Here is a 19,670-nt window from a genome sequence, read left to right as displayed (position 1 = left end):
CTGAGAACAGGCGGGTGCCACAGGGGGAACACGCTGGATCACCGGGATCTTGCTGGGATCACGCGGCGCGCTTGGCCTCTTCGAGCAGCTTGATGGAGACCAGATTCTCGGTCTCGTGGCGCCCGCGGAAGTGCAGGCTCTGGGTGTAGTAGGGCTGGATATCCAGCTTGGTCCGCTGCCATTCGGCAAAGCGGCGGAACAGCGACCAGGAAGCTTCATTGCCGCCGGTGATGGTGGTCTGCATGCGGCGCACGCCCTTGCAGGCATCGCGCTGCACCAGTTCACGAAGCATCAGCGACGCGAGACCGGTGCCGCGGGCCGCTTCCGAAACGGCGACCTGCCAGACAAACACGGTTTCGGGGTCATGGGGGATCACGTAACCGGAGACCCAGCCCGCGATCTTGCCCTCGAGCTCGCCCACCACGCAGGTATCGCGGAAGTGGTCGCACTGCACGAGGTTGCAGTACATCGAGTTCTGGTCCAGCGGCGGACAGTTGCGCACCAGCTCCCAGATCTCCGCACCATCGGCCGCAGTGGGCTTGCGCAGCTCAGGAAAAGGCTTCTCGAACACTTCCAGGGCGTTCCGCATCTGTCATCGTCCTCCAATTTCGTTCGGAAAGCTAAATAACACCCGCTCCTGAATTCTTCAATAGGCTAAGCAAAATGTCGCATAAAGTCGAAGAAAGGCTGCTTTTTATGGCGCAAACGGCCCCTCCAGCACTCAAGTTGCTTCGTCAATCTGAAATAATAATATTTTGCAGTAGCGATTGAATGCGCAGGCGCACTCTGGCAAAATCGCCCAGCCCCGAAGCTCTCAGCCTCCTGGAGACCATATGGACCGCATCGACAGCAGCCTCATCGCCCTGCGCCGGATCTTGCGCGCAACCGAATTGTTCGGCCGCAAGCTGGCAAAATCCGCTGGCCTTACCGCGGTGCAATTCCGGGTGCTGCAGGTGGTTGCGGAGAGCGGGCAGACCACGGCCAAGGAGATTTCCACCCGGATGCGGGTGTCGCAGGCAACTGTGACGGCCTTGGTGGACAAGCTGGTCGCCCGCGGCATGGTGGTGCGCGAGAAATCCCAGACCGACCGCCGCCAGACCAATATCGTGGTGACCGACCTGGGCCGCAGCACGATCGAGGGAGCGCCGGACCCTCTGCAGCAGCGCTACGTCAACAAATTCAAGGCACTGGAGGATTGGGAGCAGGCGATGCTGGTGGCCGCTCTGGAGCGCGTTGCGGCGATGCTCGACGCCGAGGAGATGGACGTGGCGCCGGTGCTGGATTCGGGCGACTTCCGCCAGATGGGCTGAGGCCCGCGCCCGCCCGGCCTTGCCACGGGCCCGCGGCCGCGCCGCACCCGGAGGAGCGCGGCACGCCTGGAATCACTGTCAGAGCTCGTTTTCCCACTGCCGCGACAGCCGCATCGCGCCATTGATGATCCCCACCATCGAATAGGTCTGCGGGAAGTTGCCCCAGGCCTCGCCGGTGCGGAAGTCGGTATCCTCCGACATCATCCCGAGATGCCCGCGTGCGTCGAGCAGGTCGCAGAAATACTCCCGCGCCTCGGCGGTGCGGCCGATCCGGGCCAGCGCGTCCAGCCGCCAGAAGGCGCAGACGTTAAAGCCGACCTCGGGTTCACCGAAGTCATCCGCCTCCTCGTAGCGGAGCATGAAGGCGCCGCGCCCCAGCGTGCCCGAAAGCCGGTCCACGGTGGCGGCAAAGCGGGGGTCCGACGGCGGCAGCATTCCAACCTCGCCCATCAGGAGCACACTGGCATCCAGCGTCTCTCCTCCGAAACTTTCCACAAAGGCCTGGCGTTTATCGGACCACGCCTGCTCCAGAATCTTATCCCGGATCGCATCGGCGCGTTTGCGCCAGAAGGTCTGGCGGCTGGAAAGCCCCAGATGACCCGCGATCTTGGCCAGCCGGTCGCAGGCGGCCCAGCACATCACCGAGGAGGACGTGTGCACCCGCGCACGCGTGCGGAGCTCCCAGATGCCCGCATCGGGCTGATCGTGCAGCTTCCAGGCCTGCTCGCCCAGATCCTCCAGCATCCGGAAGGCATCGGCACCCGCGTGCATGTGCAAACGGCAGTCGAAAAAGGCGGGCGCGGCACCCACGATGATCGCGCCGTAGGTGTCGTGCTGGAAATGCTCATGCGCCTGGTTGCCGATGCGCACCGGCCCCATCCCGCGGTAGCCCTGCAGGCCGGGCGCGATGCTTTCGCTCAGCTGGCGTTCCAGCCCGATGCCCAGCACCGGCTGGATATGGCCCCCGCCGGCATCTGCCACCGCGTTCATCAGCCATTGGAAGTAGTTTTCCAGCGTCCGGGTTGCGGCCAGGCTATTGAGCGCCCGCACGGTAAAATAGGCGTCGCGCACCCAGCAGAAACGATAGTCCCAGTTGCGGCCGCTGTGCGGCGCTTCGGGCAGCGAGGTGGTCACCGCGGCAACGATGGCGCCTGTCGGCTCGTAGCTGCACAGCTTCAGCGTGATGGCGGCGCGGATCACCGCGTCCTGCCACTCGAAGGGCACCGCCAGCCGCCGCACCCAGTCGCGCCAGTAGTCCAACGTGTCGCGCAGAAAGCTTTCGGTCAGCTCAGCCGGGTGCGCGCTCAGGCTTTCGTCCGGGCCAAGCACGAAATGCAGCGGCCGGTCGAGATTGAAGACATGCTCGTCCAGCACGTGGTCGATTGGTGCGTCGGTGGTCAGCCGCATGGTATGGCCGTTGCCGACATAGCGCACGTGATTGGAGCCGCGGGTGATCTCCGGCTCGGTTGCCCCCCAGTCGAACCGCGGCCGCAGCCGGACCTTAATGCGCGGCCAGCCCGAGAGCGCCCGGATCCGGCGCACCACGGTCTGCGGGCGGAACATGCGGCCGCAATTGTCGAAGCGCGGGGTGAAATCGACGACTTCCACCTCGCCCGACTCGCCGCTCAGCACCGTGCGCAGCACCGCCGTGTTGCGGTCGTAGCTCTGGCGGGAGGACTTGAAGCCCTCAAGTTCGATGGCGAAACCGCCGCCGCCGGGCGCGCCGTTGCCGTGGCCCAGCAACGAATGGAACACGGGCACCCCATCGAACCGCGGCAGGCAAAGCCAGACCAGCTCCCCCCTGTCGTCCACCAGTCCCGCGATGCTGCAATTGCCGATCAGTCCAAGGTTCTTCATGTCTCACCATCAGATTTCCTGCCGCATGTCTGGCAGGATGTTAGCCCATTCCGGCACCCGCTGGCGAGCATGTCGCACCGGCGCCGGCATTCTCGCGCGCTGCTGTGCGCACCGCGGGGGGTGACGCAAGCGCTTTCCGCCCCTATCTAAGCACAGGTAATTGGTTTGGAGGGCTTTTGAAGATGAGGCATGGGCAATGGGACGGCTGATCATCGCTTCCAACCGCACCGCCACCCCGGGCGCGCCGCGCGCGGGCGGTCTGGCAGTGGCACTCTGGGACGCACTCACCGAAAGCGGCGGCGGTGTCTGGTTCGGCTGGTCCGGGGAGACAACCGTGAGAGAACCGCGCGGCATCCGGCTGTTCGCGGAAGAAAACGTTGATTTCGCCCTGACCGACCTGACGGCAGAGGAATATGAGAACTACTATCTCGGCTATGCCAACCGCACCCTGTGGCCGGTGTTTCATTACCGGGTCGATCTGGCGGAGTTCGAGGAGGAGACCTTTCACGCCTACCAGCAGGTGAACAGCCGCTTCGGCCGGCTTCTGGCACAGACCGCCCGTCCGGATGACACCATCTGGGTGCATGACTACCAGTTCCTGCTGCTCGCCCGGGAGCTGCGTTACAATGACGTGCGCGGGCCGATCGGCTTCTTCCTGCACATCCCCTTCCCCGCGCCTGAGGTCTTCACAGCGCTGCCGCACCACGCGCAGCTGGCGCACGGGATGGCCGAATACGACTTGATCGGCTTCCAGACCACGCGCGATACCGATAATTTCGCCCGCTACATGGCCGAGTTCCACGACGCTGAGCTCCTGGGCAATGGCTGGATGCGGGTGTTCGGACGCACAATCCGCGCCGCCGCCTTCCCGATCGGCATCGACCCGGAGGAAATCGAGAGCTTCCTTGAGACGGAGGAAGCGCGCTCCGGTGCCGAACGGCTGGGCCGGGTCATGGACAACCGGGCGCTCGTGATCGGCGCAGACAGGATCGACTATTCCAAAGGGCTGCCGCAGCGGCTGCAGGCCTTCGGACGGCTGCTGGATGAATATGCCGAGCTGCGCGGCAATGTCGCGCTGCTGCAGATCGCGCCGCCCTCGCGGGAGGATGTCGATGCCTATCAGGACCTGCGCGAGCAGCTCGACCGCATCGCCGGACGGATCAACAGCGACTATGCCGATCTCGACTGGACGCCGATACGCTACATCGCGCGCAACTACCCGCGCGAGGTGCTGGCAGGCCTCTACCGGCTGGCACGCGTTGCGCTGGTGACGCCGCTGCACGACGGCATGAACCTGGTCGCCAAGGAATTTGTCGCCGCCCAGGACCCGGAGGACCCGGGCGTGCTGATCCTGTCGGAATTTGCAGGCGCCGCCGAGGCGATGCCGGAAGCGCTGCTGGTTAACCCGCATGACGTCGAAGGCCTGGCCGAGACCATCAGCCGTGCGCTGTCCATGCCGCTGGAGGAGCGCAAGCAGCGCTGGTCGGCGCTGGCCCGTGGGGTCACCGGCAAGGATGTCACCTGGTGGCGCCGCAGCTTCCTGACCGCGCTGGAAGAGGCCAGCGCGGTGAAACACCGGACCGTGACCACATCCGGCAGCAGCGGGGAGGCGCCGGAATGAGCGGTGCGCTGGAGGGGTTTGCGCTGAAGCGGGACGACGCGCTGTTTGTCGATTTTGACGGCACCCTGGCCGATATCCGTCCCGACCCGGACAGCGTGGGTCTCCCGGCAGAGGCGGCCGCTGCGCTCTTGGCGCTCGCGGACCTTCTGGGCGGCGCGGTGGCGGTCATCAGCGGACGCAGCCTGCGGGACTTGGCAAGCCGCACCCCGGACAGCCTGTGGCGGGCGGGCACGCACGGCCTGGAGCAGGCCGCACCCAACGCCGCGCTGCCGCCGCCGCTTCCCGGCGCGCCGGAGGCGCTGCTGGCGCCGTTCCGATCGCTGGAGCATGCATTCAAAGGCACCTGGCTGGAGGTAAAGGGTCCCGCCGCCGCGTTTCACTTCCGCAGCGCACCCGAAGCGGAGGCGCAAGGCCTTGCCGCCGCGGAGGAGGCTGCCGCGGCAGTGCCCGGCTATGTGGTGCAGCCCGGAAAAATGATCGTCGAGGTGAAGCCAGAGGGCGCCAACAAGGGTGTTGCACTGCGCCGGATGGCGTCCGGACGGCCCTTTGCCGGGCGGCGCGTCGTGATGATCGGCGACGACCGCACTGACGAAGATGCTTTTGACGCGGCGCAGGCGCTTGGCGGCATCGCCATCAAGATCGGCCCCGGCGCAACCGCAGCCACGCTGCGTGGGCCCGATCCAACCGCGCTGCGTGCCTGGCTTCAGGCCCAGGCGGAACACCTCGGCTGACGCCCGCCCCGTTTGCCCGCCTCCCCGGTCGAGCCAGAGATGCGCTGGAAACAGCGCTGCTGGAAAGCGGACGTTGATGCGCGCGGCCTCCTCCCTGCCAAACCGGTCAGGATGCAGCAGGAGTTCAGTGCTTATGCCCCCCCAAAAAGGCCGGCGTGCCGCAGGCCGCGTCGCGCGTGGCGCCCGACGGGTCCAGCGTGGCGGCCTCCCGCACAATCCGCGTAAAGGCGCTTTGGTTCATGCCCCCACCCGCCTGCCGCAGGTATCCGAATATTGGGCAATTACGGTGCCGCTGGGCGCGTCGCCGTGGAAGGCATACCAGATGCTGACACTACGCCGGTGCTGAACCGGCGCGCCGAGGCCGCTGCGCCCGATAGTCTCGGTCCGCGCCTGCGCCATAATGGCCATCACGCTATGGGAGGGAGAAAATTCCTGTTTCGCGCCCGGGCCGGTTGGATTGGGGAGCCACTCGCTCACTTCCGGCACACGTTTGAGTTATCGCTCAAATCACCCTCTTGAGCAGGGCCGATGCCTGCTTATCTCCCGGGGAGCGCGGGCAGCCCGCCCGGGCTGCACCCGAGAATTCCCCCGCCCGGCCCAGGCCCAGCTGCCCGGCCGGGCGCAATCTTGCACGAAGGAAAGAGACATGACGGACTTCACCCTGCACACCGAAGAAACCGCCCCCGAAGACGCCAAGCCGCTGCTGGCCAAGAGCAAGGCCGCCTTCGGCTTTGTGCCCGGGCTGCATTCCGTGATGGCGGAGTCGCCGCAGCTGCTGGAGGCCTACCAGCGCGTGCACGAGCTGTTCCAGAACTCCAGCCTCAGCAAAGACGAGCTGACCGTGGTCTGGCAGACAATCAACGTCGAGAACGAATGTCATTACTGCGTGCCCGCCCACACCGGCATCGCCAAGAGCATGGGCGTGGATGACGCGATCATCAGCGCGCTGCGCGAAGGCAAGCCGCTGGCCGACCCCAAGCTGGACGCGCTGCGCAATTTCACCCTGAAGGTGATCCGCAACCGGGGCAACCTGGAAGACAGGGACGTGCAGGACTTCCTGGATGCAGGCTTCAGCAAGCGCAACATCCTTGAAGTGATCCTGGGTTACAGCCAGAAGATCATGTCGAACTACACCAACCATCTGGCAGGCACCCCGGTGGACAAGGTGTTTGAAAAATTCACCTGGTCGAAGGAAGACAAAGCGGCCTGACAGTCGGCGCAAAGACCATGGCGGCGGCCCCGGAACGGGCCGCACGCCAGCAGTCAAGGAGATGCCCGAGATGCCCCGCGCTGCCCCCTATGACCGCGATACGGCGCTGGAGGCCGCCATGCTGCTGTTCTGGCGCAAGGGGTTTCACGCAACTTCGCTGAAGGATCTGGAAGCGGCGCTGCGCCTGAAACCGGGCAGCATCTACGCCGCCTTCCAGAGCAAGGAAAATCTCTGCCTGCTGGCGCTTGAGCGGTATTTCGAGACCGCCCGCAGCCAGTTCCGCGCCCGCGTCGCTGCTTCCCCCTCGCCCCTGCAAGGGCTGGCCGATAACCTGCGGGAGTTTGCCAAGCTGCCTGCGGAAGACTGCAACCACCAGCCCTGCATGCTGGTCCGCACCGCGCTTGATACCCGCACCACCGTGCCGGCCATCGCGGCCCGCGCTCAGAGCTGCCTTGACGGCATGTTGAGGGAGATCACCGCTGCCTTCGCTGTTGCGCAGGCCGAGGGTGAGCTGCCCGCAGATGCCGATCCCGCCCGCCTCGCCCGCCGCTACCAGGCCAATCTCACCGCGCTGCGGCTGGAATTGCATGAGGGTACGGATCCCCGCGCCTTGCGCGATCTGGCGGAGGACATGGCATGCGAGACTGAAGCTCTCCGGCATAGAAGCCTTCCCATGAGCGCGCCGGTACCCACCGCAAAAAAGGGGGCGGATCGCTCCGCCCCAAGTGAACCCGGGAAATTGCCTGGTCAGAACCCGTAGACCAAGGACACACCCAGCTTGTTATCGGTGCTTTTCAAACCTGGCAGCGGATCGCTGTCCCAATCGGTGCGGTAGGAAACGCGGGTTGCCCACCTGTCGGTTACCTTGAAGTTCACCCCAAGGTCGTTGGTGACCACGGTGTCTTCGTCGGAGAACAGCACATCGGTGTCCATCGTCACGTTCACGCTATCGCTGAAGGCGAAGTAATAGCGGGAGCCGACGATACCTGCAGCCTCGGTGTTGTCCACGCGCTGCTGGTCCTCGATGTAGCGCACGCCGGGGCCGGCCTGCACCCGCCAGGTCTGATTCTGCCGGTTGATCACGCGGTAGCCAGGGCCGACGCCGAGAAAGGCATCCAGCCGGTTGGAGTCGAAGTCGTCATAGCGCACCGAGCCCAGACCGAACAGGTAGAAGTGCTCCGTGAAGTAGCGGTTCACGTCGTAGGTGGCGAAGACCTCTTCCTTGTTGCGGACGTTATTGTCCTCGGAAAATTCGCCGGCGAACCCGAAAGTATGGTTCCAGGGCCCGTTGCCGTAGCGCAGCCGTCCTGCAAGATCCAGATCCGCCGTATCGGTGTTGCCGGTAGTGCCGGAGAAGCCGAAAGAGAAACCGCCGGACCATCCCTGCGCATACTGATTGGTGCCGAAACGGTCCCGGTCCTCACTTTCAGCCAGCTCCTCCGCGACATCTTCCTGAATATCTTCGATACGTTCATCGAGATCCTCGATCCCGAGAATCGTGCCCTGCGCAAAAACGGGGGTCGCTACCATGAACGCCGCAAGCGACACGGCCAAAATGTTGGATTTGTGCATGAGTGCATCCTTTCCCACTGGAGGATCCCTCTTTCCCGGAGGGAGGCATCGCTGCCGCATAGAGGGATAGGAGCATGAGATGAATGCGCATAATTAATTTAATTTGGGAATAAAAAAAGTTTTGCTCAATTCAAATCGCTGCCAGCGTTTTCAGGCACTTCCCGGCCCCGCTTCCTGCCGGGGAAGCCCAGCAGCGATTGCGGGTGCGAACACGGCACTAGAATAGTTGCCAAAATACAACACGCGACGGCGCCAGGTGTCGGCGCTGCCGCCGCAGGGATGCCGCGAATCCCTCCACGGGCTTCCCGAACGGCATCCGCGGCCGGTTGCGCAGAGGAGCGGCGGTTGGAACCTGCGCGACGGCAGCCCGCCGTGGAGGCAGAGCGGCCACACAGTGCGGCAGCACGCGGGGTGGCGGAACTTGCAGAACATTGGCGAGAGCCGGACGACCGGTGCGTTCGCAGAAGGGGACAGCCACTGGGAATCCGGATGGCGTCGCCAATGGGGTTAGCCGCAGGTGGCTAGATGATCTCGTCCTCGTAGAACATCGGATCATCCGTGAGCTGCGCGTTCAGATCCTCCACCGCATCCTCCGCATGGGCGACCGAGCCAACGCGGCCGAGGTGGAAGATCGCATCGCCTTCGTTCACCACGGGCATCACCGCGCGACCGACGATGATGCCGCCAAAGGGCGCCTCGATATGCTGTTCCTTTTCGCCGAATGGGTCCGAGACCGTGGCGAGAACCTCGCCGCGGCGCACCAGCTCACCGTCGGCCTTGTAGATCCGCAAGAGCCCGCCCATTGGCGCGCGCAGCCACTTGCTGGAGGGGCAGAATTGCGGTGCCGCTTTCGGTTTGGAAATGCCCTTTGCCGGCAGCATGCCCAGATGCCGCAGCACCCGCAGGATGCCCGCCACCCCTGCCCGCACCGACAGCTCGTCAAAGCGCAGCCCCTCTCCCGCTTCAAACAGCAGCACGTCCTTGCCAATGTCCTTGGCCGCCTGCCGCAGCGAGCCCTCGCGCAGCGCAGAACGCATCACAATGGGCGCGCCAAAGACGGTGGCCAGTTCCTCCATCCGCGCATCGCCGGGCGATATCCGCACCTGCGGATAATTGGTGCGGTGGATTGCAGCAGAGTGCAGGTCGATTCCGAGATCTGAACGGGCGACGATCCGGTTCAGGAACTGATTTGCCAGGCGCGACGCCAGGGACCCGCCCGTGCTGCCCGGAAACACCCGGTTCAGGTCGCGCCGGTCCGGCAGGTAACGGGAATGGTTAAGGAAGCCGAAGGTATTCACAATCGGCACTGCCAGCAACGTGCCCCGGAGCGAAGCCAGCCCTGGCGTGCTCAGCACGCGCCGGATGATCTCCACCCCGATCACCTCATCGCCATGGATGCCTGCGCTCAGGAACACCACCGGGCCGGACTTGCGCCCGTGGCGCACATGCACCGACATGGTGACCGGCGTGTGGTCAGACAGCACGCTGATCGGCAGGTCCACGGTCTGGCGCCCGCCGGGCGCGATCCGCACACCGCCGATGGCGAAGTCTTCGCGTGCCGCCATCAGCCCTTGCCCTTCGTCCTGGTCTTGCCTTCCTTTGCGTGTTTCTCGAGGTATTCGATAATCATTCCCGCGATATCCTTGCCGGTCGCCACCTCGACGCCCTCAAGCCCGGGGGAGGAGTTCACTTCCATGATCACTGGACCGTGGTTGGCGCGCAGCATGTCGACACCGCAGACGTTGAGCCCCATGCTCTTGGCCGCGCGCACCGCGATCGAGCGCTCTTCTGGCGTGAGCCGCACCACCTCGGCCGAGCCGCCGCGGTGCAGGTTGGAGCGGAAATCGCCTTCCGCGCCGGTGCGCTTCATTGCCGCCACCACCTTGCCGCCCACCACAATGGCGCGGATATCGGTGCCGCCGGCCTCCTTGATGAATTCCTGCATCAGAATGTTGACGCCCGCGCCGCGGAAGGCCTCGACCACCGATTTCGCCGAACGGTCGGTATCTGCCAGAACCACGCCGATGCCCTGAGTCCCCTCCAGAAGCTTGATCACGATAGGAGCGCCGCCTGCCAGCTTCAGCACCTCCTCGGTCTGCTTGGGATCATGCGCGAAGGTGGTGACCGGCAGCCCGATCCCGTCGCGCGCCATCAGTTGCATCGAGCGCAGCTTGTCGCGCGAGCGCCCGATCGCCACGCTTTCGTTCAGGGGGTAGACGCCCATCATTTCGAACTGCCGCAGCACCGCCATGCCATAGAAGGTGACCGAAGCGCCGATGCGCGGGATCACTGCATCATACCCTGTGAGTTTCTGACCGTTGTAATAGACCTCCGGCCGCCGGGTGGCGATATTCATGTAGCAGCGCAGCGTGTCGACCATGTCGAGCTGATGCCCGCGGGCTTCGGCGGCTTCCTTCAGGCGCTTGTGCGAATAGAGCTGAGAATTGCGCGCAAGCATCACGATTTTCATGTGGGTAAACTCCTTGCCGGGCGGGGATGAAGGCAGCCGGCCGGACACCTTCAAAGGGTCCGGCAGAATCGCGGCCTGCACCTGCGGGGAGTCCGCGGCTGTCCCCCAGGCCTCTCCATCGTGCACCGGGTCGGCGGCAACTGGAAGATGCCTTCTTGTTTTTTTCTATTCAGCACCGGTATTTGACATCCGCCTGCCAGCCCAAGCCGGGGTTCAGTCAGAGGCGGCCACGGGATTTTCCCTCCATCACCGATGGATTGTCTGGCTGGACGGCTGCCGCCTCATGCAAATCGAATGCACCTGAGTTCCCGGCCTGATACTTGTGGCTGTGCTGCAAACAGGTTTGATCCCCGGGTCGGCTATTGGCGTTTGACAATCAATTAGCAGTTACCCGATCCGCCCGAGGACCGGAAAGACACCGAGCAGCCAGTAGGACGGAGCAGTGAGCTTCCCGGTCATCATCGCCAGTCCCATCACGACCATAACCGCACCGGCGGCCTGATGCAGGCGTCGGCCGACCCGATTGGCGCCGCGCATTCGGCCGAGAAACCGATCGGTGAAACCCGCAACAATTATGAATGGCACCCCGAGTCCGGCAGAATAGACCGCCAGAAGCAAGACACCTTGCCCAACCGTGGCGCTCGCCGCGCTGGCGGTGGATCGCACCCAGAATAGGGCCGATGCAGGGGGTCCAGCCGAAGCCGAACGCGAGGCCCAACAGATAGGACGCGGTCGGCCTGCCGCCGGGGATGTCGAGATGAAACCGAAGATCCCGTTCCATGGCACCGATCCGCGCCGCGCCGATCATGAACAGCCCAAACAGGATCACGATGCCGCCGCCAACAAGATTGGGTTCATACCGCCACCGCAGCAGCACCTGGCCCAGGGCCGTTGCCGAAGCCCCGAGCGCCATGAAAATGGTCGAGAACCCGAGCACGAAGCAGAGGCTGAGCCAAAGCGTTTTGGCGCGGCCGGCTTCCTCGGCAACTTCAACAGTGGTTCTCCCTGCAATATAGGAGACATAGCCCGGCACCAATGGCAGCACACAGGGCGATACGAAGGAGATCGCTCCGGCCAGAAGGGCCGCGGTCATTCCCAAGAGAGACAGATCAGCCATGTGCAGCCTCCGATATCAGTTCAATATTCCAAGGATCCGGTCCAGGAGACCCGGCTCTGGCAAGGGCGCGTTGGTAAGCTCGTTGATATAGAGAACGAGGTTGACCCGGCCGAACTCCACTCCGTGGAAAATGCCCGCATGACGCCCGCCCCGTGCGATGACGTGGACCATAGGCGCATCTCTACCACCCTCTGACAGGGCAGCGAAGGCCGCGGCGGCGGACGCAGTACCGTTTTCCGCGGTGACACGGCTCCAGTTCGTGCCGTCTCAGCCCGGATCAGTGGCGGCGCCCACAGTCAGGAAAACAACCATCTCGCGCATTGGCGTGACATTCACCGACTCCTGAACTTCTCTCAGAAGCGCCTGCTGCGCCGCGCAGGGGGCGCCGCAGGCCCTGGAGATGAAGCTAATAACCACGATCTTGTCTTGCATATCGTGTATCTGGACGGCCGCGCCGCTGGCATCTGTCAATGCCAGTTGCGGCGTCCGGCGCAGGTCAGCCGGCTCGAATGCAGGCTCCCGCTCGGCCATCACCTTGTCGATCTTCTCGCCGGGGTGATGGGCGGCGGCCTCCATGGCCGGCACAAATAGCAGCGCAAGGGTAAAAAACATGCGGTTCATTCAGCGCCCTCCGGCCCGGTGGCGGCGATGCCTAGAACCGGCACCTCAACCGTGATCTCGCCCGCAGTTTCGAAAGTCAGGGTCAGCGGAAAGCTCGTGCCCTCTTCGAGCTTGTGCGTGAGCTGCATCAGCATCAGGTGCATGGCACCGGGCGCAAGCACCACGGTTTCACCCTCGGGCAGGTCAAGTGTGTCGAGATGCACCATGCGAGAGACCCCATTCTCGCCCGACGCGACGGAGTGGAGCATGACGCCGCCTGCGATCGGGCTCGATACAGAGACCAGCCGGTCGCCCATGTCACTTGTCAGGCTCAAATATCCGGCGCCCGGCCGCCCGGCGATGATGGTCGCGCGCGCCCAGGGGGCGGTGACAGCTACCTCAGCCAAGGACAACGCTGGCAGAGTGGCAACGAACGCCGCACCCAGGAATTGTTTCATTCGGATCGATCCTCGTTTTTGATGCGTGCAAGAACCTGTTTTGCCAGTTCCTCGGCAGGCTGGTCGCCTTCACGGAACACGTCCGCGAAACGTCCATCGGGGCGCATCAGATAAATGTGGCCGGAATGGGCCATGAGATAGCCGTCGGGCGCGGCCTCGTCTTCGGATCGTTCATACCAGACTCGGAAATTGCCGGCCGCCTCGGCTACCTGTGCTTCGGTGCCGGTCAAGCCGACCATTCGCGGATGGAAGGCGGATACATAGTCGGCCATCACCTCGGCCGTGTCCCGCGCCGGATCAACAGTGACGAAGATCGGCACAGTGCGCTCGGCCTGCGGACCGAGACTGTCCATGACACTGGCCAGATAGGCCAGCGTCGTCGGGCAGATGTCAGGACAGTAGGTAAAGCCGAAAAAGACGAGCTGCCAGCGCCCGGTATAACTTTCCGCCGTCACGGCCCGCCCGGTGTGGTCGGTCAGGGAATAGGCGTTGCGGATCGCGGCCTCGCCAGTGACAACAGGGGCGGGCAGGCCGGGGGGAAAGCTCATGCGCCAGAGGAAGACTCCGCTATACAGAACGACGGCTGCGGCTATAGCGGCCCAAAGCGCCTGGCGAATGCGACGGTGGCGAATTGAGGCGGATGATTTCTGCATTCAGTCGCTCCAGCCGTTGGCCGCATCGTTCGGCATTTTCCACGCATCATGGCCCTTGCTCTTGCACATGACGCAATACCCGGCGGCGCACATCACGGCGCAGGGGGCGAAGCTGAGGATCAGGGGTGCTGCCCCGATCGCAGTCAGCCAGCCCCAGTTCAGAGCCATGCCAGCGCCGGTGGCGGCGATGGCGGCGATCACCAGCCTCCGGCGGGAAAGCGGCAGGCCGAAGCCTTTGGGCCGGACCGGGTCTGTCAGATCACGTGTTTCGTTCATCGGTCAGTTTCCCCCTGTCGCGATAATGGTTTGAAATTGAGCGACCGCGTCCCGGCTGTCCCATTCGGCAGGGCCAACCAGTCGGCCAAGCTCGCGCCCATTGCGGCCGATCAGGATAGTTGTCGGCAGACCATAGGCCGCAACTGCCATCATCGCGCGGATGTCTTCGGCCAAATACATGCCCAAATGCCGGATTCCGATTTCCTCATAAAATTGGCGGATCACTGGTATCCCGGCGCGGTCTATGGACAATGGCAGAACAAGGAAGTCATCACCGCCAAGGCGGGCCTGGAGGGCGTCAAGCGTTGGCATTTCCTCGCGGCAGGGCGCGCACCAGGTTGCCCAGACATTCAGCAGCACAACCCTGCCGCGGAAATGATCGAGCGTGAGGGCACGCCCCTGGCCATCCGCGAAAGGCGGCGAGAGCATCGGGCGCGGATTGTCATGGAGCTGCATTAAGGGTCGTGCGAAGGCAGGTCCGGCTGCCAGTGCCATCGCGCCCGTCAGAAAATGCCGCCGTCTCATTGTGCAGCCTCCTCTTGCAGCCTGCGCACCAGCGGCAGGATTTCCGTCTCCAGGATTTGCCGGTTGAACGGTCCGACATGCTTGCGCGCGATCCGGCCTCTGGCATCGACCACATAGGTTTCAGGCACGCCGTAGACCCCCCAGTTGATGGCCACGCGCCCGTCGCGGTCTGCGCCGATGCGGGTGAACGGATTGCCCAGCTCATCCAGAAACGCCTGTGCCTCGTCAGCGGCATCCTTGTAGTTGATGCCGTAGACCGGCACTTCGCCCGTCTCAGAGAGTTCGACCAGCAGCGGGTTCTCCGCCCGGCAGGGCACGCACCAGGAGGCCCAGACATTGACGAGCGACACTTGGCCAACCAGGTCGGTCGAGGCAAATCCGTCCTCCCGGCCTTCGATTGGCGGTAGCGTGAATTCCGGGGCCGGCCGCCCGATAAGGGCCGACGGCAACCGGTCGTCGTTGTTGAAGAGCCCCCAAGAGAAAAACGAGCCAAGCCCGGCAAACAGAACCAGCGGCAGCAGCATTATTAGGGAATAGCGCCGGGTCCGGCGTTGCGTGTCCGAATTCATGACCCCTCCCCTGCGCTCTCGCTGACCCGGGCTTGAGCGGCACGCTGATGCTCGGGCCATGTACTCTTAATGAAGGCGAGGATCTGGATAATCTCTCTTTCGCTCAGAACACCTTGATAGGCAGGCATGTCGCTTTCGTAGCCCGGAACAACTCCACCGACGCCAAGCCGGGTAATAGTGAACAGGTCCCGGTCCGAATGGTGCCAGGTGTGGCCGGACTCATCATGCGGCGGCGCAGGCATGCGGCCGTCTGTTTTGCGGCGGCGCCAGTCCGGCGCCCCCTCAAGATCGGAGCCATGGCAGGACGCGCAGGTTTCGGCATAAAGTGCTTCGCCGAGCGCGACCTGTTCGGGGGCGATGATCTGTCCGAGAAAAGTGACCGGTTCCGGTGCGGCCGGCCGGGTCTCCGCTCCAGCCGCGGCGGCCAGGCCTGATATCGCCAGCCCCGCTATTGCCAGCAAACGCATCCTCACGACGGCGCTCGCAGGTACTTAATGAGTGCAAGTGCGGCGAGCACCAGAACCGTGATCAGGAGAAGTACGACCAAGCCGCTTGCCAGCATCATGCCCATCATCTGTCCACCCATCATTTGGCCCATGCAGTCGCCTATGGAACCCGTGCCGGGTCCGCCAACCTGTCCGTTCATTTCGACCTCTTGAAATATCTGCAAAGGACCACGATGCCCCTGACGAAAGCGGCGATCCCCGCCAGCGGCAGGAGCGTCGTCACGAGGATAGCGGCCGCGCTGCCAATCGTTTCTGTCAAAATTTCCCCGGCATCACTCATCGGAATAGACCGCCACGCCATCAGGTCCGAAGGAGTAGACACGCAGCGTGCCGGTCTTCTCCGGCGCCATGCCGGGAGCATTTGCGGGCATGCCTGGCAGGGTGATGCCGGTGATCTCCGGGCGCTCTTTCACCAGGCGTTCGATGACCTCGGATGGCACCAGCCCGCTGACGGCATAACCGCCGATCATCGCGAGGTGGCAGCCGATCCCGCGATCAGGCACCCCAGCCCGGACGGAGCGTTCTTCGAAATCCCGGTCATCAATCACCTCGACTTCGAAGCCGTTGTTCCGGAGGTATTCGGCATAGGCATCGCAGCAGCCGCAGCCGGGCGCGCGCCAGATAGTGACGGGTTCAGCCTCTTGGGTGGCAGCGGATGCCATAAATAGTGAAGGTGCGTCTCGATCTGTGAAGAGGGAGGCGGCGCCAGCTACACCCAGGGTCAATGCAAGTATCTTTTTCAATGCCAGCTTTCCTTTGCTCAAAGGTCCGCAAGGGTCGCCCAAGTGGCGCCCCCGTCGCGGCTTAGGGTCAGTTCCGTGCCGGTCGCGGCGGCGATTTTGCCCGGGTCCGCAGGGTCGGCGGCAAGCGCCCGTGCGTGCAGGCTGGATCTGCGTTCCCACATCACGCCGCCGTCTGTGGAGGCCCAGAGTCCGGAAGGCAGGGCTGCGTAAAGTTGCTCTGGCGCGGAATGAGCCGAAACGAGAGCAAGAACCGGTTCACCTTCAGGCAGCGGGGCTTCCGGTGGCGGTGCGGCCCCGGCGGCAAGTGCATCCATCGCATCGCCCGCCACCACATCCTGCCAGCGGCAGAAGCAGTCGGGCACGTGGGTTAGGCCCGTTTCGGTCCCCGCATAGAGCCAAATCCCGCCCATGCCGGAGGCAAGATTGACGGAGGCCAGCGCCAGAACGTCCTGTTCGGCCTCCGCGATCCAGGGGCGGTCCATGACGAAGCTCCAGGTCCTGCCCGCGTCTTCGCTGCGCCACAGTCCATCGCCAGAAACAGCAGCGTAGACCGTGTCGGGCGCTGCCGCAGCGACGGCGAGTGCAGTGGCTTGCCCCTCTGGCAGCCCTTTTCCTGCGGAGTGCCACGAGCGCCCGCCGTCATTTGACCGTGCGATGCCTCCACTTTCCAGTGCCGCAAAGAGCCGGTCCGGGCGATAGGGGTGATTGGCAAGCGTTTGAATTCGCCGCTCGGGAGCCGTGAGATCGGCAGCTGTGCCCGTTGAAACATCAACGGTTCTAACGCTGTTCCCTGCCACTATCACCGATTGGCCGCTGAAGGCGATCGCCAGAGCCGCATTTCCGGTGGCCTGCGCACTGCGCCCCGGAAGAAGCACTGCTATGCAAGTACCGCCTGCCATGGCGAGGAACCCCCGCCGGCGGGGGTTCCTCGGGTGTCCGTCGCCAGCCGCGCCCGAGGGAGTTTTGAAGGTCCCAGATCGTTCCCTGCTCATCTCCTTATGCAACACGGATCACCTCCATCATCCTGCCCGACTGGTGTTCGACGATGTGACGCTGAAAGATCCAGTCACCGGGATTGTCGGCGACAAAGGCGATCTCGACCCGATCGCGCGGATCCAACAGCACTGTGTCCTGCCATTCGCGGTGGGGGATGGGCTGTCCATTGCAGCTCACCACTCGGAAGGAATGGCAATGCGGGTGGATCGGATGAAGGAACGCCGTGGCATTGGTCATCGCGACGACTTGGCTCCGGTCCGGCTCCTGCACCGGGCCGAGGATGTGGCCCTTCGCGGCGATGCCGCTGACGAACCAGATGCCCTCGCCATGCATCATCCCCATCATGCCGTTGCCCATCATGTGGCCCTCTCTGGAAAACCCATCCGGCGCTCAGTCATCCCGCCCATCATTCCGCCGGTGAAGGTCACTTCGTGGCGGCAGACATCAACAAGGTTGGGTTCGGGGGGCGCATTGGGAGGAAGCTGCGCCGGCCAATCCGGTGAGGCGTCGCGGAGCGGCTCATCGGCATAGGTCTCGACCTGTTGCAAATTGTTCTCGGCATAGAAACGGTCGAAGACTGTTACGCCCCGGAAAGGGAGAGCGGTACCCGCAGCATCACTCGCAGCAGGAAAAGACCGGCGCGAACGCGCGAAGCAGGGGAGTGGTTTCATGTTTCAATCTCGTCTGATTACCGTCTGAAACGGCCAAGTCTGCTTGGCTTGACCATGATGCGGCTCCGGCGCCCTGAAAGTGGGACCGGAAAGAACGGTACGCGTCGGCGATCCCGCTAAAGCGCGACCGCTACGTCACCTCAGATGAGAGTTCTTGGAGGACTCGGGTCCGGCGCCCCGCGCCGCCCCGACGGCAGGCTCATGCCTAGCAGGCGATTTTGGCGTGCAGGAACCATCACAAACAGCGGCCCGGGAGCGGTATCAAGCGCTGCAATGCCTGGCGTTGTGCAGTCGAGGTCACAAGAGCCGGCGTCGACGGTGTCTGCGTCGCCAGCTTCGCATCCTTGGCAATCGGGCATGACGTCTGCCTCCCCCGCTGCCGCAGCCATATCCAACGCCATTGAATTCGCGCTGACCGCATGCACGACGCTGCCCGCCGCAAACAGGGCGAGAAACATGATGGCAAGGATATGCGCAAACTTCTGCATCCACTCTCGATATGACAGTTTGACGGCAATGTCGATACACACTGGCGTGCGGCAAAATCTCCGGCGGATTTCCGCATCAGAACAGGCTCTTGCGGAAGAGTCTGCCGCGCTGCCCGGAAACTGCGTCTGCATTCGGCCGAACGGGTTTTGGTGTGCGATAGACCGTGACGTGCCGATTGCGATAATCAAGGCGCGAGGTTTGCCAGGTCCGATCTGCATCAACCTAGTCCCGCCCCGGCATAGCCGAACAGCGCCCCCAGAACAGCGTCGACCGCAGCGATTCCGAGTCCGAATCCCGCCGCCAGACAGAATCCGCGCAGGCGGAACCCACCAGTCGCAGCGGTTCCATTGCAGGCTCCCAAGCCGCTGCGCACTGCGAGCAGAGGGAAGGAACTTGGTGCGATCCCGATGACTAGGCTCCAGACTCATTGAATTTCAGAGCCAGAAGATGACGGCGGCGGCGAGCGCGATGGCTGAGAGGAAGACCTTCGGGCATCTGCCGTAACGGGTGGCGACACGCCGCCAATCCTTCAATCGGCCGAACATGATCTCGATGCGGTTGCGTCGCTTGTATCTGCGCTTGTCGTATCGAACGAGTTTGTCACGCGACTTCCTGCCTGGGATGCAAGGACGTATCCCTTCGTCTTTCAGGGCATGCCGGAACCAGTCGGCGTCGTAGCCCCGGTCAGCAATCATCCAATCGGCCGCGGGCAAGCTCCTCAGGAGCGCCCTGGCTCCCGTGTAGTCACTAACCTGACCGGCGGTCAGGAAGACCCGGATCGGACGGCCAGAGGCGTCTGTAACGGCGTGAAGCTTGGTGTTCATGCCGCCCTTGGTTCGCCCGATCAGACGTCCACGCCCCCCTTTTCACTGCCAGGCTGGACGCCGTGCGGTGGGCCTTCAGATAGGTCGCGTCAATCATGACTGCCTTGTAATCCGCGTGCTCGGCAGCCAGTCCTGCCATCATCCGCGCAAACACGCCCTTGTCGCTCCATCGCTTCCAGCGGTTGTAGAGAGTTTTCGGCGGGCTGATCCTCCCCCAGTGAAGTGGTCCGCCGTTATGTTTAGGAAAACGGAGGATCAGAATGGGAACGAAGCGGCACAAACCGAAGAAATTGTCACGAAGCTGCGGCAGGTTGAGGTGCTTGTCGGGGCAAGGGATGGCGCGGGTGGATGCGATCCGCGAAGTGCGCATCACCGAGCAGACCTATTACCGCTGGCGCAAACAGTATGGCGGGATGGGAACCGGCCAACTCAGGGAACTCAAACGATTGCAGAAAGAAAACGAACGGCTGCG

The 19,670-nt window shown here is 63.7% G+C and carries 24 protein-coding genes and 3 pseudogenes; 6 read left to right on the top strand and 21 right to left on the bottom strand.

The window, feature by feature from the left end:
* Positions 1–58 precede the first annotated feature (58 nt).
* Positions 59–589, bottom strand: coding sequence for a diaminobutyrate acetyltransferase (gene ectA, locus ACOHWE_RS09565; protein ID WP_420665968.1), 531 nt, complete (start codon positions 587–589; stop codon positions 59–61).
* 244 nt (positions 590–833) lie between these two features.
* Between ectA and ACOHWE_RS09560 the strand changes: the two genes are divergently transcribed.
* Positions 834–1,310, top strand: a complete 477-nt coding sequence (locus tag ACOHWE_RS09560; RefSeq protein ID WP_420665966.1) for a MarR family winged helix-turn-helix transcriptional regulator — start codon at positions 834–836, stop codon at positions 1,308–1,310.
* 78 nt (positions 1,311–1,388) lie between these two features.
* Here the strand turns inward: ACOHWE_RS09560 and ACOHWE_RS09555 are convergent, their stop codons facing one another.
* Positions 1,389–3,167: a glycoside hydrolase family 15 protein gene (locus tag ACOHWE_RS09555; protein ID WP_420665965.1), complete on the bottom strand. Its 1,779-nt coding sequence runs from the start codon at positions 3,165–3,167 to the stop codon at positions 1,389–1,391.
* 196 nt (positions 3,168–3,363) lie between these two features.
* Here ACOHWE_RS09555 and ACOHWE_RS09550 point away from each other — a divergent pair, with 196 nt between their 5' ends.
* The 4 genes from ACOHWE_RS09550 (at position 3,364) to ACOHWE_RS09535 (ending at position 7,489) form a co-directional block, all read left to right on the top strand.
* Positions 3,364–4,788 (top strand): alpha,alpha-trehalose-phosphate synthase (UDP-forming), encoded by a 1,425-nt coding sequence (locus ACOHWE_RS09550; RefSeq protein WP_420665964.1) that lies wholly within the window; start codon positions 3,364–3,366, stop codon positions 4,786–4,788.
* Positions 4,785–5,519 (top strand): trehalose-phosphatase, encoded by a 735-nt coding sequence (gene otsB / locus ACOHWE_RS09545; protein ID WP_420665962.1) that lies wholly within the window; start codon positions 4,785–4,787, stop codon positions 5,517–5,519. The genes ACOHWE_RS09550 and otsB overlap by 4 nt, the downstream gene beginning before the upstream one ends.
* Positions 5,520–6,165: 646 nt before the next feature.
* Positions 6,166–6,729, top strand: a complete 564-nt coding sequence (locus tag ACOHWE_RS09540; protein WP_420665960.1) for a carboxymuconolactone decarboxylase family protein — start codon at positions 6,166–6,168, stop codon at positions 6,727–6,729.
* 70 nt (positions 6,730–6,799) lie between these two features.
* On the top strand, positions 6,800–7,489 hold the full coding sequence (locus tag ACOHWE_RS09535; protein ID WP_420665958.1) for a TetR/AcrR family transcriptional regulator: 690 nt from the start codon (positions 6,800–6,802) through the stop codon (positions 7,487–7,489).
* Here the strand turns inward: ACOHWE_RS09535 and ACOHWE_RS09530 are convergent.
* From ACOHWE_RS09530 to ACOHWE_RS09440, 19 genes and pseudogenes are all read right to left on the bottom strand, one after another.
* A complete protein-coding gene (locus tag ACOHWE_RS09530; protein WP_420665956.1) occupies positions 7,477–8,259 on the bottom strand; it encodes a DUF481 domain-containing protein in 783 nt (260 codons plus the stop codon). The two genes, ACOHWE_RS09535 and ACOHWE_RS09530, sit on opposite strands and share 13 nt — an antisense overlap.
* Before the next feature lie 563 nt (positions 8,260–8,822).
* Complete coding sequence (locus ACOHWE_RS09525) at positions 8,823–9,866, bottom strand: succinylglutamate desuccinylase/aspartoacylase family protein (protein WP_420665954.1); 1,044 nt, start codon at positions 9,864–9,866, stop codon at positions 8,823–8,825.
* On the bottom strand, positions 9,866–10,771 hold the full coding sequence (rimK, locus tag ACOHWE_RS09520) for a 30S ribosomal protein S6--L-glutamate ligase (protein WP_420665953.1): 906 nt from the start codon (positions 10,769–10,771) through the stop codon (positions 9,866–9,868). Before rimK ends, ACOHWE_RS09525 begins: the two co-directional genes overlap by 1 nt.
* A 387-nt stretch (positions 10,772–11,158) precedes the next feature.
* Positions 11,159–11,888, bottom strand: a pseudogene (locus tag ACOHWE_RS09515) (cytochrome c biogenesis CcdA family protein).
* 15 nt (positions 11,889–11,903) lie between these two features.
* Positions 11,904–12,059, bottom strand: a complete 156-nt coding sequence (locus ACOHWE_RS09510) for a hypothetical protein (protein WP_420665952.1) — start codon at positions 12,057–12,059, stop codon at positions 11,904–11,906.
* Positions 12,060–12,155: 96 nt separating this feature from the next.
* On the bottom strand, positions 12,156–12,509 hold the full coding sequence (locus ACOHWE_RS09505) for a hypothetical protein (RefSeq protein ID WP_420665951.1): 354 nt from the start codon (positions 12,507–12,509) through the stop codon (positions 12,156–12,158).
* Positions 12,506–12,946 (bottom strand): copper chaperone PCu(A)C, encoded by a 441-nt coding sequence (locus ACOHWE_RS09500; protein WP_420665949.1) that lies wholly within the window; start codon positions 12,944–12,946, stop codon positions 12,506–12,508. Before ACOHWE_RS09500 ends, ACOHWE_RS09505 begins: the two co-directional genes overlap by 4 nt.
* Positions 12,943–13,599 carry an SCO family protein gene (locus ACOHWE_RS09495; protein ID WP_420665947.1) on the bottom strand — a complete coding sequence of 219 codons (657 nt, stop codon included), beginning with the start codon at positions 13,597–13,599 and terminating at the stop codon, positions 12,943–12,945. Before ACOHWE_RS09495 ends, ACOHWE_RS09500 begins: the two co-directional genes overlap by 4 nt.
* The gene (locus ACOHWE_RS09490; RefSeq protein WP_420665946.1) at positions 13,600–13,875 is read right to left on the bottom strand and encodes a hypothetical protein; all 276 of its coding nucleotides are present in this window, start codon (positions 13,873–13,875) and stop codon (positions 13,600–13,602) included.
* 3 nt (positions 13,876–13,878) lie between these two features.
* Positions 13,879–14,400: a TlpA family protein disulfide reductase gene (locus ACOHWE_RS09485; RefSeq protein WP_420665944.1), complete on the bottom strand. Its 522-nt coding sequence runs from the start codon at positions 14,398–14,400 to the stop codon at positions 13,879–13,881.
* Positions 14,397–14,969 (bottom strand): DsbE family thiol:disulfide interchange protein, encoded by a 573-nt coding sequence (locus ACOHWE_RS09480; RefSeq protein ID WP_420665942.1) that lies wholly within the window; start codon positions 14,967–14,969, stop codon positions 14,397–14,399. The genes ACOHWE_RS09485 and ACOHWE_RS09480 overlap by 4 nt, the downstream gene beginning before the upstream one ends.
* A complete protein-coding gene (locus tag ACOHWE_RS09475) occupies positions 14,966–15,436 on the bottom strand; it encodes a c-type cytochrome (protein ID WP_420665941.1) in 471 nt (156 codons plus the stop codon). Before ACOHWE_RS09475 ends, ACOHWE_RS09480 begins: the two co-directional genes overlap by 4 nt.
* 2 nt (positions 15,437–15,438) lie before the next feature.
* Entirely contained in the window at positions 15,439–15,615 is a 177-nt protein-coding gene (locus ACOHWE_RS09470) for a hypothetical protein (RefSeq protein WP_420665940.1), read from the bottom strand.
* Positions 15,616–15,747: 132 nt separating this feature from the next.
* A complete protein-coding gene (locus ACOHWE_RS09465) occupies positions 15,748–16,137 on the bottom strand; it encodes a DUF411 domain-containing protein (RefSeq protein WP_420665939.1) in 390 nt (129 codons plus the stop codon).
* Between the two features lie 98 nt (positions 16,138–16,235).
* Entirely contained in the window at positions 16,236–16,700 is a 465-nt protein-coding gene (locus tag ACOHWE_RS09460) for a beta propeller repeat protein (protein WP_420665937.1), read from the bottom strand.
* Positions 16,701–17,214: 514 nt separating this feature from the next.
* The gene (locus tag ACOHWE_RS09455) at positions 17,215–17,574 is read right to left on the bottom strand and encodes a multicopper oxidase domain-containing protein (protein WP_420665935.1); all 360 of its coding nucleotides are present in this window, start codon (positions 17,572–17,574) and stop codon (positions 17,215–17,217) included.
* A complete protein-coding gene (locus tag ACOHWE_RS09450) occupies positions 17,571–17,885 on the bottom strand; it encodes a hypothetical protein (RefSeq protein WP_420665934.1) in 315 nt (104 codons plus the stop codon). The genes ACOHWE_RS09455 and ACOHWE_RS09450 overlap by 4 nt, the downstream gene beginning before the upstream one ends.
* A 140-nt stretch (positions 17,886–18,025) precedes the next feature.
* Positions 18,026–18,562, bottom strand: a complete 537-nt coding sequence (locus ACOHWE_RS09445; RefSeq protein ID WP_420665933.1) for a hypothetical protein — start codon at positions 18,560–18,562, stop codon at positions 18,026–18,028.
* A 246-nt stretch (positions 18,563–18,808) separates the two neighbouring features.
* Positions 18,809–19,400, bottom strand: a pseudogene (locus ACOHWE_RS09440) (IS5 family transposase); the annotation flags it as partial.
* A 58-nt stretch (positions 19,401–19,458) separates the two neighbouring features.
* Between ACOHWE_RS09440 and ACOHWE_RS09435 the strand changes: the two are divergent.
* Positions 19,459–19,670 (top strand): annotated as a pseudogene (locus ACOHWE_RS09435) (transposase); the annotation flags it as partial.

Origin of the sequence: Cribrihabitans neustonicus, from assembly GCF_048820895.1 — a bacterium.
Lineage (GTDB): Bacteria > Pseudomonadota > Alphaproteobacteria > Rhodobacterales > Rhodobacteraceae > Cribrihabitans_A > Cribrihabitans_A neustonicus.
Note: the sequence above shows the minus strand (reverse complement) of the source record. Positions and strands in the feature narration are given on the sequence as shown.

Bases quoted from the DNA above. Each gene is read 5' to 3' on its own strand.
- ACOHWE_RS09495 (WP_420665947.1), bottom strand. From the start codon at position 13,599: ATGCAGAAATCATCCGCCTCAATTCGCCACCGTCGCATTCGCCAGGCG.
- ACOHWE_RS09485 (WP_420665944.1), bottom strand. From the start codon at position 14,400: ATGAGACGGCGGCATTTTCTGACGGGCGCGATGGCACTGGCAGCCGGA.
- ACOHWE_RS09505 (WP_420665951.1), bottom strand. From the start codon at position 12,509: ATGAACCGCATGTTTTTTACCCTTGCGCTGCTATTTGTGCCGGCCATG.
- ACOHWE_RS09480 (WP_420665942.1), bottom strand. From the start codon at position 14,969: ATGAATTCGGACACGCAACGCCGGACCCGGCGCTATTCCCTAATAATG.
- ACOHWE_RS09460 (WP_420665937.1), bottom strand. From the start codon at position 16,700: ATGGACCGCCCCTGGATCGCGGAGGCCGAACAGGACGTTCTGGCGCTG.
- ACOHWE_RS09530 (WP_420665956.1), bottom strand. From the start codon at position 8,259: ATGGTAGCGACCCCCGTTTTTGCGCAGGGCACGATTCTCGGGATCGAG.
- ACOHWE_RS09525 (WP_420665954.1), bottom strand. From the start codon at position 9,866: ATGGCGGCACGCGAAGACTTCGCCATCGGCGGTGTGCGGATCGCGCCC.
- ACOHWE_RS09490 (WP_420665946.1), bottom strand. From the start codon at position 13,875: ATGAACGAAACACGTGATCTGACAGACCCGGTCCGGCCCAAAGGCTTC.
- rimK (WP_420665953.1), bottom strand. From the start codon at position 10,771: ATGAAAATCGTGATGCTTGCGCGCAATTCTCAGCTCTATTCGCACAAG.
- ACOHWE_RS09550 (WP_420665964.1), top strand. From the start codon at position 3,364: ATGGGACGGCTGATCATCGCTTCCAACCGCACCGCCACCCCGGGCGCG.
- ACOHWE_RS09470 (WP_420665940.1), bottom strand. From the start codon at position 15,615: ATGAACGGACAGGTTGGCGGACCCGGCACGGGTTCCATAGGCGACTGC.
- ectA (WP_420665968.1), bottom strand. From the start codon at position 589: ATGCGGAACGCCCTGGAAGTGTTCGAGAAGCCTTTTCCTGAGCTGCGC.
- ACOHWE_RS09455 (WP_420665935.1), bottom strand. From the start codon at position 17,574: ATGATGGGCAACGGCATGATGGGGATGATGCATGGCGAGGGCATCTGG.
- ACOHWE_RS09510 (WP_420665952.1), bottom strand. From the start codon at position 12,059: ATGGTCCACGTCATCGCACGGGGCGGGCGTCATGCGGGCATTTTCCAC.
- ACOHWE_RS09450 (WP_420665934.1), bottom strand. From the start codon at position 17,885: ATGAAACCACTCCCCTGCTTCGCGCGTTCGCGCCGGTCTTTTCCTGCT.
- ACOHWE_RS09560 (WP_420665966.1), top strand. From the start codon at position 834: ATGGACCGCATCGACAGCAGCCTCATCGCCCTGCGCCGGATCTTGCGC.
- ACOHWE_RS09500 (WP_420665949.1), bottom strand. From the start codon at position 12,946: ATGAAACAATTCCTGGGTGCGGCGTTCGTTGCCACTCTGCCAGCGTTG.
- ACOHWE_RS09555 (WP_420665965.1), bottom strand. From the start codon at position 3,167: ATGAAGAACCTTGGACTGATCGGCAATTGCAGCATCGCGGGACTGGTG.
- ACOHWE_RS09540 (WP_420665960.1), top strand. From the start codon at position 6,166: ATGACGGACTTCACCCTGCACACCGAAGAAACCGCCCCCGAAGACGCC.
- ACOHWE_RS09535 (WP_420665958.1), top strand. From the start codon at position 6,800: ATGCCCCGCGCTGCCCCCTATGACCGCGATACGGCGCTGGAGGCCGCC.
- otsB (WP_420665962.1), top strand. From the start codon at position 4,785: ATGAGCGGTGCGCTGGAGGGGTTTGCGCTGAAGCGGGACGACGCGCTG.
- ACOHWE_RS09475 (WP_420665941.1), bottom strand. From the start codon at position 15,436: ATGCGTTTGCTGGCAATAGCGGGGCTGGCGATATCAGGCCTGGCCGCC.
- ACOHWE_RS09465 (WP_420665939.1), bottom strand. From the start codon at position 16,137: ATGGCATCCGCTGCCACCCAAGAGGCTGAACCCGTCACTATCTGGCGC.